The organism is Paraburkholderia rhynchosiae, from assembly GCF_002879865.1.
In the GTDB taxonomy this organism is placed as follows: domain Bacteria; phylum Pseudomonadota; class Gammaproteobacteria; order Burkholderiales; family Burkholderiaceae; genus Paraburkholderia; species Paraburkholderia rhynchosiae.
Genome location: NZ_PNXY01000027.1, coordinates 78,494 through 93,530, shown reverse-complemented (window position 1 = coordinate 93,530; position 15,037 = coordinate 78,494). Strand labels below are relative to the sequence as shown.

The window sequence follows — 15,037 nt, the reverse complement described above, 5'->3', positions numbered from 1 at the left end:
CGGCGGCGGGGGCGCGACGACGGGCGGCGGCGGTTCGACCTTGTGCGGCTTGACGACCGGCTTCTTCGGCTTCTTTGGCTGCTCGGGTTCGGCGGCTTCGGTCTCGACCGGCTCGGGCGCGGAAGCGGCCACGGGCGCGCTCGCGGCTTCCACGGGCATGACCGTGGCCTCGACGATGGGCGCCTGCTGCGGTCCCCATAGCAAGCTGCCGCAACCGGACAGCGCGAACAGCGCCAGCACAGCGAACGCGGCAAGAATCAGACGACGCCAGGCAGGAAGCGAAAAGCCGCCACTCATCGGGGAGAACTCCATGGACCGGTGCGGGCGGGCGCTATGGACCGCCGCGGTTAAAACAGTACGGGCGAGAGTTTAACCCGCGGCGCTGGGCGGCCTCGTTTTGCGAGCTGTCAGACCGGCCAACGCGAAGCACGCCTCATGCCGCGTCGCGTTCGGTTCGCTCTGTTCGTGCGCTTTGTGTGTCGCGCGAGCCCCGCAGAAAGCTCTGAAAACGCTTTCATCTGCCGACGCTGAACCGTAGGTGTAAACGCGCGGCACGTCGACGCGCCATGCCGTCGCCTGAACGATATAAGCGTCGCGACATGACCGGCATGCCATCCATGCGATTGGAGACATATTTGTGTTGCCCTACATTTCGAGACAGAAAAAGCAGCACACATCAACCAACGCCACGAGACGAACCTGATGACGGCCACTTCGACGGCCGTTTCAGCATGCTGATAAAGGAGGCACTCATCATGATGGAACCCCACGCCCAGCCGATTTCTGATGTCGGCGCCGAATCATTCGACACCAAGGGCTTTCTCGACCGCTACTTCGAAATCTCGTCGCGCGGCAGTTCGCAGCGCCAGGAAATCGTTGCCGGCGTCACGACCTTTCTCGCGATGGTCTATTCCGTGTTCGTCGTGCCGGGCATGTTCGGCAAGGCCGGCTTCGACACGAGCGCGGTGTTCGTCGCCGTGTGCCTGACCACCGCGTTCGGCTCGCTGCTGATGGGCGTGTGGGCGCGCTTGCCGATTGCGATCGGCTGCGCGATATCGCTAACCGCGTTCACGGCGTTCGGTCTCGTGCTCGGCAAGGGCCTGCATCCGACGGTCGCGCTCGGCGCCGTGTTCCTGATGGGCGTCGTGTTCACCGCGATTTCGGTGACGGGCGTGCGTTCGTGGATTCTGCGTAATCTGCCGACGGGCATCGCGCACGGCACGGGCATCGGCATCGGTTTATTCCTGCTGCTGATCGCGGCCAACGAAGTCGGTCTCGTCGTCAAGAACCCGGGCGCTGGGTTGCCGGTCTCGCTCGGCAATATCACCGCGTTGCCGGCCTTGATGTCGGTGGCGGGGCTGGCGGCGATTTTTGGACTGGTGCGCCGCCGCGTGCCGGGCTCGATCCTCATTGTGATCGTCGCGATTTCGGCGATCGCGCTGCTCATCGATCCGGCGGTGTCGTTTCATGGCGTGTTCGCCGTGCCGTCGCTGAGCGCGCCGGGCCACGAGTCGCTGATCGGTGCGATGGACATCAAGGGCGCGCTGTCGATGGCGGTTCTGCCGAGCGTGCTGGCCCTCGTGATGACCGCCGTGTTCGACGCGACCGGCACGATTCGCGCGGTGGCCGGACAGGCGGGCCAGCTCGATGAAAACGGCCGCATCATCAACGGAGGTCGCGCGTTGACGGCCGACTCGGTCAGCTCGATTTTCTCGGGTCTGCTCGGCGGCGCACCGGCCGCGGCCTACATCGAATCGACGGTCGGCGTGGCGGCCGGCGCGAAAACCGGAATGGCGGCGGCAGTGGTCGGCTTGCTGTTTCTCGGCGTGATGTTCTTCTCGCCGCTCGCGAGCCTCGTGCCTTCGTATGCGACCGCGCCCGCGCTGATGTATGTCGGGCTGCTGATGCTCTCGAACGTCAGCAAGCTGCATATGGACGATATGGTCGACGCAATGTCCGGCCTCATGTGCGCGGTATTCATCGTGCTCACGGCGAACATCGTGACCGGCATCATGCTCGGCTTCGCGACGCTCGTGATTGGCCGCGTGGTGAGCGGCGAGTACCGCAAGCTGAATGTGGGGACGGTTGCGATTGCGATCGTGCTGGTCGGGTTCTATCTCGGCGGCTGGGCGATCTGATTTTGGGTCATCGCCGCGCGCCTTGACATCCGCGAGTTCGTTTCTAAACTTAACCTCATGGTTAAGTTTAACGAAGCGTTGCTCGATCGCACATTTGCCGCGTTGTCGGACCCGACGCGGCGTGCGTTGCTCGCGCGTCTGTCGAAATGCGAACTGTCGGTGAGCGAGCTTGCCGAACCGTTCGCCATGTCTTTGCCTGCGGTGATGAAGCACCTGGACGTTCTCTCCACGGCAGGTCTCATCACGCGCAGCAAGAACGGCCGCACGGTCGCGTGCCGCCTGTCCGCGAAACCGATGGAAGAAGCGATGGCGTGGCTCGATCGCTATCAGCGCTTCTGGACCGAATCGCTTGATCGGCTGGCCGCTTTCGTCGAAGAAGACGAAGCGCCGCGCGCGCGAAAGCCGGCTGCGCGGGTCGCAGCACTGTCAGCGCCTCACCCGCGCAAGTCTTCCGCGTCCGCGAGAAAGCGGCGCGATTCATGACGCGCATCCAGTTTCGCTTTGCACGATTCGTCGACGAATTGCACATGCCGTGCATGTCACTGTGAAGGAGACGCAGATGGAACCGCAGACCCAATCACCAACGCAATCACCAATGCAATCACCAATGCAATCACCAATGCAATCACCAATGCAATCGCATCGCGACCCGCTACACCGGATTGGCTCCAGGCAGGAATGGCTGGAAGCGAGCAGGGCGCTGCTGGTGGAGGAGAAAGCCCACATGCGTGCCGGCGACGAACTCGCCCGCAAGCGCCGCGAACTGCCGTGGGTGAAGGTGGACAAGACGTACGTATTCGATACGCCAGAGGGTCGCAAGACACTTGCCGATCTCTTCGACGGACGCAGTCAGTTGATCATTTATCACTTCATGCTGGGCCCGGATTGGGAAGAGGGCTGTGTGGGCTGCTCGTTTCTATCGGATCACATGGTCGGTATCGTGACGCATCTCGAACATCACGATGTGTCGTACGTGACGGTTTCCCATGCGCCGCTCGCGAAGATCGAAGCCTTTAAAAAACGCATGGGCTGGACGTTCCCGTGGGTGTCGTCGGACGGAAGCGATTTCAATTTCGACTATCACGTGTCGTTCACGCCCGAACAACTGGAGAGCAAGAAGGCCTTTTATAACTTCACCGAGCAGGACGTCGGCATCGACGAACAACATGGCCACAGCGTCTTCTATAAAGATGCGAACGGCGATGTGTATCACACGTATTCCTGCTACGGCCGCGGCGACGAGCGCTTCATCAACACGTACGCGCATCTGGACGTCACACCGAAAGGCCGCAATGAAGCGACGAGTCTCGTCGACTGGGTCAAGCATCACGACCGCTATGAAGAGAACGCGCAGGGCGGCGGTTGTGCCGCTTGCGGTTCGTGAGCGAAATGCAGAACGGGAGTCGGCGGGCAGGTCGCTGCGTCGCGTGGCGGTGCGCTTACAACGCCATCTCGAACGCGGGCTTGAGAAACAGTTCGATTGCCATCACGACGAGGCCCATCAAGGCCGCTGATAGCGTCAACGTGCCGTATTCGTCGTAGCGTGCATCGTAAAGGCACGCCACGACGAACAGAATCGCCAGAAAGTTGGTCAGCCAGTCGAAATTCAACGCCAAGGTCATCGATAAAAAATCCGGGCTCGTGTGCGGTTCGAAGTGTGAACCGCGCGGGTCAGATGAGCGGGATTCTATCGAGCCGAGCTTACGGATTTGCAACGCCGACGCTTACACAAATTACGAAGCAACTCCGCGGTTTTACGCCGTCTCCCCGGACATCATGTCGTGCTCGATCCACTCGATCACGGAGGTGCGCTCAGGCTGCCAGCCCAACAGCTTGCGCGCGCGCTCGCCGCGTACGCGGCTGTTCGAACCGAGCCCATACGAAGCCATTTCGTAGCCCCATTCCTTTTGCGCCTGTTCGAGCGGCCAGTCTTGCGGCTCGCCGAGCTTCATCGCGCGTGCGATGGCGGCGCTCATGTCGCGGAACGATGCCTCGCCGCTTTCGACGAAGTAAAACATGCCGGCCGGGCTCTTCTCCAACGCGAGCCGATAGAGTTCGGCGACGTCGTCGATATGCACGTTCGACCACGTGTTGCCGCCGCTGCCGACATGGCGCACCACGCCGCTCTTTTGCGCCTGCCGCACGAGGCGCGGCAACTGCACGCTTGCACTGCCCGCCACCGCGCCGTGGCCGTAGATCAGCGTATTGCAGAGCACCGCCGAGCGGATGTTTTGGTGCGCCGCTTCGAGCACCTGGCGGTCGATCGCGACGCGCGCCGCCTTGTCGGCGGTCGGCTCCGGCAGCGCGTCTTCGCGATAGATGCGCGCCTGCGCCGCTTCGCCGCCCGACGCGTCGCCGACGATACTCGACCCGCTCGTGTGCAAGAACGGCTTGCCCGAACCCGTGAGTCCTTCGATCAGCGCGCTCACCGCGCCTTCGTGGTCGCTGCTCGCCGCGTTGATGACGGCGTCGGCAGCTTGCGCTTCGGCGATTAGCAACGCGCGGTCGTCGAGCGTGCCGATCACCGGCTCGATGCCGAGCCGCTTGAGTTCGTCGCTATGTTCGGATTTGCGGATCAGACCGCGCACCTGATGACCGGTGCGCACGAGATGCGCCGCGATGGACCCGCCGATAAAGCCGCTTGCGCCTGTGATGAAAATTTTCAAAACCTTCTCCTGAGTGGAAATGCGATGACAGGCACGCAGTATCTATCGTCTCGATTCTCGCAAAAAGCGTGTTAGTCTCAAATCAACCTTGACTCAAAATCAACAATGAAAACCTCCACCGACGAGTTACTGATATTCGTCAGCGTGATCGACAGCGGTTCGATCACGGCGGCTGCGGAAAAGTTGGGGCAGACCGTCTCCGGTGTGAGCCGCGCGCTCACGCGCCTGGAAAAGAAGCTCGACACTGCGCTGGTGCGGCGCACGACACGCCGTTTGCAGTTGACTGAAGAGGGCGAAGGCTTCCTGCAGCGCGCCCGCGCGATTCTCGATGCCATGGAAGAAGCCGAGGAATCCGTCACGCGAACGCGTCGGCGGCCTTCGGGGCGCTTGCGTGTCGATGCGGCGTCGCCGTTCATGCTTCACTGCGTCGCCCCGCATATGACGGCATTTTCCGCGCTGTATCCGGAAATCCGGCTGGAGTTGACGAGCAACGAGCGCATCGTCGATCTGCTTGAGCAGAAAGTGGATATCGCGATCCGGATCGGCGCCTTGCAGGATTCGACCTTGCACGCTCGCGCATTGGGCAGCAGCAAGCTGCTGGTTGTTGCGAGTCCTGCATATCTGGCCGCGCAAGGCGAGCCGAAATCGGTCGACGCGTTGCGCGGGCATCGGCTGATCGGCTTCACCGCGCCGGAGCATCTGAACCGCTGGCCGTTGCGCGAGCAAGGCAAGGGCAAGGTTCATGTGAGGGGCAAAGCCGAGCCGTTGAAAATCGAGCCGTCGATCACTGCGTCGAGCGGCGAGACGTTGCGGCAACTGGCGCTATCGGGCTGGGGCATCGCGTGTCTGGCGGACTTCATGATCGCCGCCGACATCCGCGAAGAGCGTCTCGTGCCGATTCTCGGCAACCTTCTGCTGGATGAGCGTCAGCCGGTGAGCGCGGTGTATTACCAGAGCGCGTCTCTCGCGGGACGCGTGCAGTGTTTTCTGGATTTCATGGCGGCGCGCGTTCAGTTGTAGCGGCGCATCGCAGTCGCTCGTCGTGAAGGAAGCCCGCGGCTCGTATGAGTTCGCGGGCTTACTTGCGTTATGGGCGGATGTTTCTATAACCCGCTTATCAACCCAGGCGATGTCTTTGTCCGTCTGGCGGCGTGGATTTTGGATGTGTATATACAAGTTGACGGTTCGTGAAGCGCGCCGGACTCCAGTTGCCGTCATGCCAGGATCGGCAGGCGTGAACGCACAGGCACTCTGCAGGCCAGGACAGCAGCGCTTTAGTGGAAAGCCCTGGGGCCCGAAGCATTAAAAATAAGTTGTATATACAAGACGGCGCCGCTAGACTTCATTGAAATTGTATAGACAGGACGACAACCATGATGACTCTGAAGCCCGGCTACCTGACTCTCCCGCAATTGCGCCAGATCGCGCGTGAACATGTGCCGCTGCGACTCGATCCCGCGAGCCACGCCGCTATCGACGCCTGCGCGAAAGCCGTGGCCGACATTGCCGCGAAGGGCGAGCCCGCCTATGGCATCAACACGGGCTTCGGGCGTCTTGCCAGCACGCATATTCCGCACGATCAGCTTGAACTGCTGCAGCGCAATCTGGTGCTGTCGCACGCGGTGGGCGTGGGTGAGCCGATGTCGCGTCCGGTCGTGCGTCTGTTGATCGCGCTGAAACTGTCGAGCCTCGGCCGCGGCCATTCGGGCATTCGCCGCGAAGTGATGGAAGCGCTGATCGCGCTCTACAACGCCGACGTGCTGCCGGTCATTCCGGTCAAAGGCTCCGTGGGCGCATCGGGCGACCTCGCGCCGCTCGCGCACATGTCGGCGGCCTTGCTCGGCGTCGGCGAAGTGTTCGCCCAGGGCGAACGCCTGCCGGCCACCGAAGGTCTCGCGCTCGTCGGTCTGAAGCCGCTCACGCTGCAGGCGAAGGAAGGTCTCGCGCTGCTGAACGGCACGCAGGCGTCGACCGCACTCGCGCTCTACAACATGTTCGCAATCGAAGACCTGTACCGCACCGGACTGGTGGCGGGCGCGTTGTCGGTGGATGCGGCGGCCGGCTCGGTCAAACCGTTCGACGCGCGCATTCACGAATTGCGCGGCCATCAAGGTCAGATCGATGCCGCGGCGGCTTACCGTTCGCTGCTGCAAGACTCGGGCATCAACGCGTCGCACGCCGGTTGCGACAAGGTCCAGGACCCGTACAGCCTGCGCTGCCAGCCGCAAGTGATGGGCGCATGTCTCGATCAGATGCGCCATGCTGCCGACGTGCTGCTGCTGGAAGCCAATGCGGTTTCCGACAATCCGCTGATCTTCCCGGACACCGGCGAAGTGCTGTCGGGCGGCAACTTCCACGCGGAGCCGGTCGCATTCGCCGCGGACAATCTCGCGCTCGCCGCCGCCGAAATCGGCGCGCTGGCCGAACGCCGCATTGCGTTGCTGATCGACGCGACGCTGTCGGGCCTGCCGCCGTTCCTCGTACGCGACGGCGGCGTGAACTCGGGCTTCATGATCGCTCACGTGACGGCCGCCGCGCTCGCATCGGAAAACAAGACACTTGCGCATCCGGCTTCCGTCGATTCGCTGCCCACGTCCGCGAACCAGGAAGACCACGTTTCGATGGCGACTTTTGCCGCGCGCAAGCTCGGCGACATTGCCGAGAACACGGCGAACATTCTGTCGATCGAACTGCTCGCCGCCGCGCAAGGTGTCGATCTGCGCGCGCCGCACAGGACCAGCCCGAGCTTGCAGAAAGTGATGGACGTGGTGCGCAAGGATGTCGCGCATTACGAACTCGATCACTACTTCGCGCCGGACATCGCGGCCGTTACGCGTCTCGTGCAGGACGGCACGATCGCGAAGTTGAGCCCGTTCTCGTTCGTGTCAGAGCAGTAAGCGGACAGCGAGCGGACCCGTTCGGACCATGAGGCACAGCAGCCAATGAACGCACCGGCCTATCAGGGCATCAAGGACTTCATCCTCGCGCGCATTCATGCGGGCGAATGGGGCGAAGGCGACCAGGTGCCCTCCGAAAACGAGCTCGCGCGCGAATTCAACGTCGCGCGCATGACGGTGAACCGCGCGTTGCGCGAGTTGACCTCGGAGCAGGTGCTCACGCGTGTGCAGGGTTCGGGCACCTTCGTGGCCCGTCCCAAGTACGAATCGACGCTGGTGGCGATCCGCAGCATTTCCGACGAAATCGTCGCGCGCGGTCATCGTTATCAGGCGAAGGTGCTGCACATCGGTGCGAGCATCGCTGATGCGGCGCTCGCCGAAGAAATGCAGGTGAGCGCGGGCAGTCCGATATTCCATTCGCGCGTGCTGCATTTCGAGAACGACGAGCCGGTGCAGCTCGAAGAGCGCTGGGTCAATCCAGCTGTCGCACCCGAGTATGCGTTGCAGGACTTCACGAACACTACGCCGAACCAGTATCTCGTGCGGGTTGCGCCGTTGCAGCGCGTCGAGTACCGCATCGAGGCGTTAGCGGCGGACGGCGACACCCGCGAGCTTCTGACCATGGACGAACTCGAACCTTGCCTCGTGCTGCATCGGCGGACGTGGTCGCAAAGCCAGGTTGCATCGATCGCGAACCTCTGGCATCCGGGCAGCCGCTACCGCTTCACCGGACATTTCTGATTTCCGCTTTCCCTGATTCTTCCTTGATTCTTTCCTGACATTTTTCCGATCATCTTCAGGCATTCCGAGGGCCACCATGAACAACCCGAAACACTTCGACCCGCGTCTCGATCCCACCCGCACGATCCGTGCGCCGCGCGGAGCGGAAAAGACCTGCAAGACCTGGATCGCGGAGGCCGCGTACCGGATGATTCAGAATAATCTGGACCCCGAAGTAGCCGAGCATCCGCATGCGCTCGTCGTGTATGGCGGTATTGGCCGTGCGGCGCGCAACTGGGATTGCTTCGACCAGATTCTGACGTCGCTTAAGGATCTGAACGAAGACGAGACGCTGCTGATTCAATCGGGCAAGCCGGTCGGCGTGTTCCGTACGCATGCCGACGCGCCGCGCGTGCTGCTCGCGAACTCGAACCTAGTCCCCCATTGGGCGACGTGGGAGCATTTCCACGAACTCGATCGCAAGGGCCTGATGATGTACGGGCAGATGACGGCGGGCAGCTGGATCTACATCGGCAGCCAGGGCATCGTGCAGGGCACGTACGAGACGTTCTTCTCGGTGGCCAACCAGCATTTCAACGGCGATCCGACGGGCCGCTGGATTCTGACCGGCGGCTTGGGCGGCATGGGCGGCGCGCAGCCGCTGGCGGCGACGATGGCCGGCTTCTCGATGATCGCGGTGGAATGCGACGAGACGCGCATCGACTTCCGTCTGAAGACGCGTTATGTCGACAGGAAAGCGAAGACGCTCGACGAAGCGCTCGCCATGCTCGACGAAGCGAAGCAGGCGGGCAACGCGGTGTCGATCGGTTTGCTCGGCAATGCCGCGGACGTATTCGCCGAGTGCGTGACGCGCGGCATCACGCCGGACTGCGTGACCGATCAGACGAGCGCCCACGATCCAATTCACGGCTACCTGCCGCAAGGCTGGAAGCTGGAAGACTGGCGCGAGCGTCAGAAGACTGCGCCGGATTCGATCGTCACGCCGGCGAAGCAATCCATGGCCAAACAGGTACAAGCCATGCTGACGCTGCAGGAACGCGGCGCGGCGACGCTCGACTACGGCAACAACATTCGCCAAATGGCGCTAGAAATGGGCGTGGAAAACGCATTCGATTTTCCGGGCTTCGTGCCGGCTTATATCCGGCCGCTCTTCTGCGAAGGCAAGGGGCCGTTCCGCTGGGTCGCACTGTCGGGCGATCCCGAGGATATCTACAAGACCGATGCGAAAGTCAAGGAGCTGATTCCCGACGATCCGCATCTGCATAACTGGCTCGACATGGCGCGCGAACGCATCGCGTTCCAGGGCTTGCCCGCGCGCATCTGCTGGGTCGGCGTGAAGGATCGCTACCGTTTGGGCCAGGCGTTCAACGAGATGGTGAAGAACGGCGAACTGAAGGCGCCGATCGTGATCGGCCGCGATCACCTCGACACCGGTTCAGTGGCGAGCCCGAATCGCGAAACGGAGTCGATGAAGGACGGCTCCGACGCAGTCAGCGACTGGCCGTTGCTGAACGCACTGCTGAATACAGCGGGCGGCGCGTCGTGGGTGTCGCTGCATCATGGCGGTGGCGTCGGCATGGGCTTCAGTCAACATTCAGGCGTCGTGATCGTCGCGGACGGCACGGATGCCGCGAAGGAGCGCCTTGGCCGCGTGCTGTTCAACGACCCGGCGACCGGCGTGATGCGTCACGCGGATGCGGGCTATGAACTTGCGCAGCAAACGGCGCGCGAGGCGCGCCTCAACCTGCCGATGCTGGGCCGTTGAGCATGACGCCTGCGCGGAGCATGGGCGCTGTTGCGAGCGGCTCTACGGGCGCCGTTACGTTGATCCGCGGTGCAGAGCTTGTGGCGGCGCCGTGGAAAAACGGCGGCGGCATCACGCGCGAAGTGGCGGCGTTTCCTGCGGACGCGGCGCTCGATACGTTCGTGTGGCGCGTGAGTGTGGCCGACGTCGCGCAAGCGGGTCCGTTCTCGCCATTCGTGGGCATCGATCGCACGCTCGTGCTGTTGTCCGGGGCGGGTATGTTGCTCGATGAAGCCCAATGCGACGATACGGTGAAGACCCACGCGTTGACACGACCGCTCGATATCGCGCGCTTCAATGGCGAGGCGCAGATCGACGCGCGGCTAGTCGACGGTGCGACGCGCGACTTCAATCTGATGGTGCGTCGCGAGTCGGCGCAAGGCGAACTCGAAGTGTGGCGCGCCGCCCAGCACGAGGCACAGCACGAAGCACAGCACGCAGCGGAGCACGAACGCACGTTGTCCGCCGACGTGGTGCTGCTCTACTGCGCGAAGGGTCCACTTGCCGTCACGTTGGCCAACGCCCACGCGCAGTGGCTGCAAACTGGCGACGCGTTGCGCATCGACACGCCGAATGCTCTGCCGTGCAACATGGAAGGCACGGGCGCGTTGCTCGCAATCAGCATCCGCTACGCTGCCTAACGATAACGACGATTCGCGCGCACGCCTCGCCGCACAACAACGCGCGCACGCGAACCTCCACAGACACGCAACAAGCTGCAAAGAGCACGCGATGAAGCAAACCGTCTGGCATCAACTGAAACTGTGCCCGCAGGGCGATCCACAACATACGCTGGCCGATGCCGCGATAGCCGTCGAAGACGGCAAGATCGTATGGCTCGGCGCGGCTACCGAATTGCCCGCTGAATACGCCGCGTGGCCGCGCGAAGATTTGCAGGGCGCGTGGGTCACGCCGGGCCTCGTCGATTGTCATACGCATCTCGTGTATGGCGGCCAGCGTGCCGATGAATTCGCGCAGCGCCTCGCGGGCGTCAGCTATGAAGAAATCGCGCGGCAGGGCGGCGGTATCGTTTCGACGGTGCGCGCCACGCGTGCCGCGAGTGAAGACGCGCTATTCCGCCAATCGGCCGCGCGGCTCGAACCGTTGCTTGCCGAAGGCATAACGGCCGTCGAAATCAAATCGGGTTACGGACTCGATCTCGAGACCGAGCGCAAGATGCTGCGCGTCGCGCGCCAGTTGGGCGAGCGCTATCCGGTCACGGTCTATACGACGTTTCTCGGCGCACACGCGTTGCCGCCGGAATTCGCGGGCCGCGCCGACGCGTATATCGACGAGGTCTGCAACACGATGCTGCCCGCGCTCGCAGGCGAAGGTCTCGTCGACGCGGTCGATGTCTTCTGTGAGCGCATTGGCTTTTCGTTGGAACAAAGCGAGCGCGTGTTCAACGCCGCCGCGCGCCACAAGCTGCCGGTGAAAATGCACGCGGAGCAGTTGTCGAATGGCGGCGGCACGGCACTCGCGGCGCGCCATCATGCGTTGTCCGCCGATCATCTGGAGTTTCTCGACGAAGCCGGCGTCGCGGCAATGAAAGAGGCGGGCACGGTCGCCGTGTTGTTGCCGGGCGCGTATTACTTCATCCGCGAGACGCAGTTGCCGCCGCTGGAATTGCTGCGGCGTTACGAGGTGCCGATTGCCATTTCCACCGACAGCAATCCCGGCACGTCGCCCGCCACCTCGTTGCTGGTGATGATGAACATGGCGACCACGCTGTTCCGTATGACCGTGCCGGAAGTGCTCCAAGGCGTGACATCGCACGCGGCGCGCGCGCTCGGCAAGGCGGACCGGCACGGCTCGCTCGAAGTGGGCCGCGCGGCTGACTTCGCGGTGTGGTCTGTCGACTCGCTGGCGGAACTGGCGTACTGGATTGGACGCCCTTTGTGCGCGCGCGTCGTGCGCGGGGGCGAGACCGTTTATAGACCGTTTTTACGCGGCGTGAATTGAGCCAGGGGCTGAGAGATGACACAACTAAAACAATCCCTATTCGCCGACCATGCTTATTTGCCGGACGGCTGGCGCCGCAACGTGCTGCTGGAATGGGACACAAACGGCACACTGACGGCCGTCACGCCCGACACGCGCAACGCGGCCGCAGATGTAGCCAAAGCCGCAGGTCCAATATTACCTGGCATGCCGAATCTTCATTCGCATGCGTTTCAGCGCGCGATGGCCGGCCTCACCGAATATCGGGCTACGTCCGGTACAGGCGCCACGGACAACTTCTGGAGCTGGCGCGACCTAATGTATCGCTTCGCCGCGCAGATCACGCCGGAAGGATTGGCGAGCGTCGCGCAATGGCTCTACATCGAGATGCTGAAAGCGGGCTATACATCGGTGTGCGAATTTCACTACGTGCATCACACGCCGGACGGCTGCCGTTACACGAATCCAGCGGAACTCGGGCAACGCGTGGTGGATGCCGCATCGGCGAGCGGCATCGGCATGACCATGCTGCCGGTGCTATATCAGTACAGCGGCTTCGGCGCGCGTGCGCCGCGCGACGACCAACGGCGCTTCATCAATACGCCCGACAGTCTGCTCGATCTGCTGGGCACGTTGCGCGCGGCGCGGCCCGAAAGTGCGGCGTTGCGCTATGGCGTGGCGCCCCATTCGCTGCGCGCGGTGTCGGAGCAATCGTTGCGTGCATTGCTCGGTGGCGTCGATAGCAGCGCGCCCGTTCACATCCATATCGCCGAACAGACCGCCGAACTCGACGCATGCATCGAAACGGAAGGCGCGCGGCCGGTGCAATGGCTGCTCGATCGTTTCGATGTCGACAGTCGGTGGTGCCTCGTGCACGCCACGCATGTCGATACGAACGAAACGCTCGCGCTCGCGAAGAGCGGCGCGGTCGCCGGTTTGTGTCTGACGACGGAAGCGAATCTCGGCGACGGCATTTTTCCCGCGCAGGAATATCTCGACGCGCAAGGGCGCATGGGTGTCGGCTCGGATAGCCATATTGGCGTCGACTGGCGCGCCGAATTGCGCCTGCTCGAATACGGGCAGCGTTTGACGCGCCGGCAGCGCAACGTGCTGGCGTCGGCACACGCGACGCATGTCGCGGATCGTCTCTTCGACGCGGCGCTCGAAGGCGGCGCGCGAGCCACGGGTCGCGCGGTCGGCGCATTGCAGGCCGGCCATCGCGCCGATTGGCTGGTGCTCGACCCGGATCATGCGAGCATCGCCGAACATGCGCCCGACGCGTGGCTGTCGGGCGTTGTATTCTGCGAGCATGGTGAGACGCCGATTCGCGACGTGTACGCGGGCGGCGACAAGGTGGTCGACAATCGCCGGCATCGCGACGAAGAGGGCGCTTATGCGCGCTATCGCGTGGCGCTCGCCGACCTGCTCAAATGACCTGACCTGACCTGACCTGACCTGACCTGACCTGATGTGACGCGCGTGCGTTACGTGTATCGCTCGCTGTAAAGATCTTCGATCCAGGACTGACATGACTGCTCCGAACACTCCGCCGGTTTTCTCGCTGCATCGAGGAAGCCTGCCGATGCTGATCTCCATCCCGCATGTGGGCACGCAGATTCCCGCCGACATTGCCGCGACCATGACGCCGGTCGCGCAGCGCACCGACGATTGCGACTGGCATCTCGACCGGCTCTACGCGTTTGCAAAGCGCATGGGCGCGTCGATTCTCATGCCCACTTGTGCGCGCTATGTGATCGATCTGAACCGTCCGCCCGACGGCGCGAACCTCTATCCAGGGCAGGACACCACCGGACTGCTGGCCGTCGATACGTTCGACAAGGAACCGTTGTACCTCGAAGGTCATCTGCCGGACGAGACGGAAGTGGCCCGCCGTCGGGACGTTTACTGGAAGCCGTATCACGACGCTCTCGCGAACGAACTCGCCGCGCTCGAAGCGCAACATGGCAAGGTGCTGCTGTGGGAGGCGCATTCGATCCGCTCGCACGTGCCGCGTTTTTTCGAAGGACGCTTGCCCGATTTCAATTTCGGCACGTCGAACGGCGCGAGCGCCGTGGCGGGTTTGGGCGAGGAACTGGCGGCTGTCGTTGAGCGGCATCGTGCTTATTCGGCCGTTGCTAATGGGCGCTTCAAGGGCGGCTACATCACGCGGCAATATGGCCAGCCGTCGCAAGGCGTGCATGCGGTGCAACTCGAGTTATCGCAGATCACCTATATGCAGGAACAGCCGCCGTACGCATACGACGAAACGCTCGCCGCGAAAGTCGAACCGCTACTGGAGCAGCTCGTCGTGACGGCGTTGGAGCGCGTCAAAGCAGCCTGAGGGCAGGCTTCCTATTGAAGGCCGCGCGAAGCAATACACTTAGCTGCATTTCCTCTCATATCCACGCGGTTAGCGGTGCTGGCGTAATTCGCCAAGGCCGTGCCGCGTCGGCTCACACCGCGAAGGTGTAACAGCGTGTGTCCGCGATTGCGCGCTGCGCCTTTCACGCACACCGTATAGCGTGATGGCGTTAGCACGCGAACGCGTTCGCCCGCGCTGCGCCAACCCGTCGATGCGAAAAAGCCCCGCACTTAGCGGGGCTTTGCGATGCGGGCGACGCATAGGCTGCGGCGCGATCTCGTTACCATCGGCGTGATGGCAACGATTAGCGGCAGTGGCGTTCCCAGTGATGATGCACACGCACCTTATGGCAAACCGGGTGATGATGCTCATAAGCTTGTGCGGGAGCGATTGCGCTGAGGGCAGCGGCGGCTGCGGCAATGGCCAGAACGATTTTCTTCATTACAAAACCCTTAAGTCAGTGTTGTGGTACTCGCGATGCAGCACGA

Annotated in this window: 14 protein-coding genes and 1 pseudogene; 11 read left to right on the top strand and 4 right to left on the bottom strand. The window is 62.9% G+C overall.

All coding sequences use genetic code 11. The features are described 5' to 3' along the window. Window positions 1–297, bottom strand: a pseudogene (locus C0Z16_RS28775) (PRC-barrel domain containing protein); the annotation flags it as partial. Window positions 298–755: 458 nt separating this feature from the next. On the opposite strand from C0Z16_RS28775, the gene C0Z16_RS28765 reads away from it, so the two are divergent. From C0Z16_RS28765 to C0Z16_RS28755, 3 genes are all read left to right on the top strand, one after another. Then, window positions 756–2,138: an NCS2 family permease gene (locus C0Z16_RS28765; protein WP_102635446.1), complete on the top strand. Its 1,383-nt coding sequence runs from the start codon at window positions 756–758 to the stop codon at window positions 2,136–2,138. Window positions 2,139–2,195: 57 nt separating this feature from the next. Further along, complete coding sequence (locus C0Z16_RS28760; RefSeq protein WP_102635445.1) at window positions 2,196–2,621, top strand: ArsR/SmtB family transcription factor; 426 nt, start codon at window positions 2,196–2,198, stop codon at window positions 2,619–2,621. Window positions 2,622–2,757: 136 nt separating this feature from the next. Continuing rightward, window positions 2,758–3,522, top strand: a complete 765-nt coding sequence (locus C0Z16_RS28755; RefSeq protein WP_244201393.1) for a DUF899 domain-containing protein — start codon at window positions 2,758–2,760, stop codon at window positions 3,520–3,522. 55 nt (window positions 3,523–3,577) lie between these two features. Here the strand turns inward: C0Z16_RS28755 and C0Z16_RS28750 are convergent, their stop codons facing one another. After that, window positions 3,578–3,760: a hypothetical protein gene (locus C0Z16_RS28750; RefSeq protein ID WP_102635443.1), complete on the bottom strand. Its 183-nt coding sequence runs from the start codon at window positions 3,758–3,760 to the stop codon at window positions 3,578–3,580. A gap of 132 nt (window positions 3,761–3,892) precedes the next feature. Continuing rightward, the gene (locus tag C0Z16_RS28745; protein WP_102635442.1) at window positions 3,893–4,804 is read right to left on the bottom strand and encodes an NAD-dependent epimerase/dehydratase family protein; all 912 of its coding nucleotides are present in this window, start codon (window positions 4,802–4,804) and stop codon (window positions 3,893–3,895) included. A gap of 105 nt (window positions 4,805–4,909) precedes the next feature. Here C0Z16_RS28745 and C0Z16_RS28740 point away from each other — a divergent pair, with 105 nt between their 5' ends. The 8 genes from C0Z16_RS28740 (at window position 4,910) to hutG (ending at window position 14,528) form a co-directional block, all read left to right on the top strand. Beyond that, window positions 4,910–5,824: a LysR family transcriptional regulator gene (locus tag C0Z16_RS28740; protein ID WP_102635441.1), complete on the top strand. Its 915-nt coding sequence runs from the start codon at window positions 4,910–4,912 to the stop codon at window positions 5,822–5,824. A 353-nt stretch (window positions 5,825–6,177) separates the two neighbouring features. Next, window positions 6,178–7,701, top strand: a complete 1,524-nt coding sequence (hutH, locus tag C0Z16_RS28735; protein WP_102635440.1) for a histidine ammonia-lyase — start codon at window positions 6,178–6,180, stop codon at window positions 7,699–7,701. A 45-nt stretch (window positions 7,702–7,746) separates the two neighbouring features. Continuing rightward, window positions 7,747–8,442 carry a histidine utilization repressor gene (gene hutC / locus C0Z16_RS28730; RefSeq protein WP_102635439.1) on the top strand — a complete coding sequence of 232 codons (696 nt, stop codon included), beginning with the start codon at window positions 7,747–7,749 and terminating at the stop codon, window positions 8,440–8,442. Window positions 8,443–8,518: 76 nt separating this feature from the next. Beyond that, window positions 8,519–10,207, top strand: a complete 1,689-nt coding sequence (hutU, locus tag C0Z16_RS28725) for a urocanate hydratase (RefSeq protein ID WP_102635438.1) — start codon at window positions 8,519–8,521, stop codon at window positions 10,205–10,207. Window positions 10,208–10,209: 2 nt separating this feature from the next. After that, a complete protein-coding gene (locus C0Z16_RS28720) occupies window positions 10,210–10,887 on the top strand; it encodes a HutD/Ves family protein (protein WP_102635437.1) in 678 nt (225 codons plus the stop codon). A gap of 91 nt (window positions 10,888–10,978) precedes the next feature. Beyond that, window positions 10,979–12,208 (top strand): imidazolonepropionase, encoded by a 1,230-nt coding sequence (gene hutI, locus C0Z16_RS28715; protein WP_102635436.1) that lies wholly within the window; start codon window positions 10,979–10,981, stop codon window positions 12,206–12,208. A gap of 15 nt (window positions 12,209–12,223) precedes the next feature. After that, window positions 12,224–13,621, top strand: coding sequence for a formimidoylglutamate deiminase (locus tag C0Z16_RS28710; RefSeq protein WP_102635435.1), 1,398 nt, complete (start codon window positions 12,224–12,226; stop codon window positions 13,619–13,621). A gap of 94 nt (window positions 13,622–13,715) precedes the next feature. Next, complete coding sequence (hutG, locus tag C0Z16_RS28705) at window positions 13,716–14,528, top strand: N-formylglutamate deformylase (protein ID WP_102635434.1); 813 nt, start codon at window positions 13,716–13,718, stop codon at window positions 14,526–14,528. Between the two features lie 325 nt (window positions 14,529–14,853). Here the strand turns inward: hutG and C0Z16_RS38270 are convergent, their stop codons facing one another. After that, on the bottom strand, window positions 14,854–14,991 hold the full coding sequence (locus C0Z16_RS38270) for a hypothetical protein (protein WP_167403567.1): 138 nt from the start codon (window positions 14,989–14,991) through the stop codon (window positions 14,854–14,856). Window positions 14,992–15,037 lie beyond the last annotated feature (46 nt).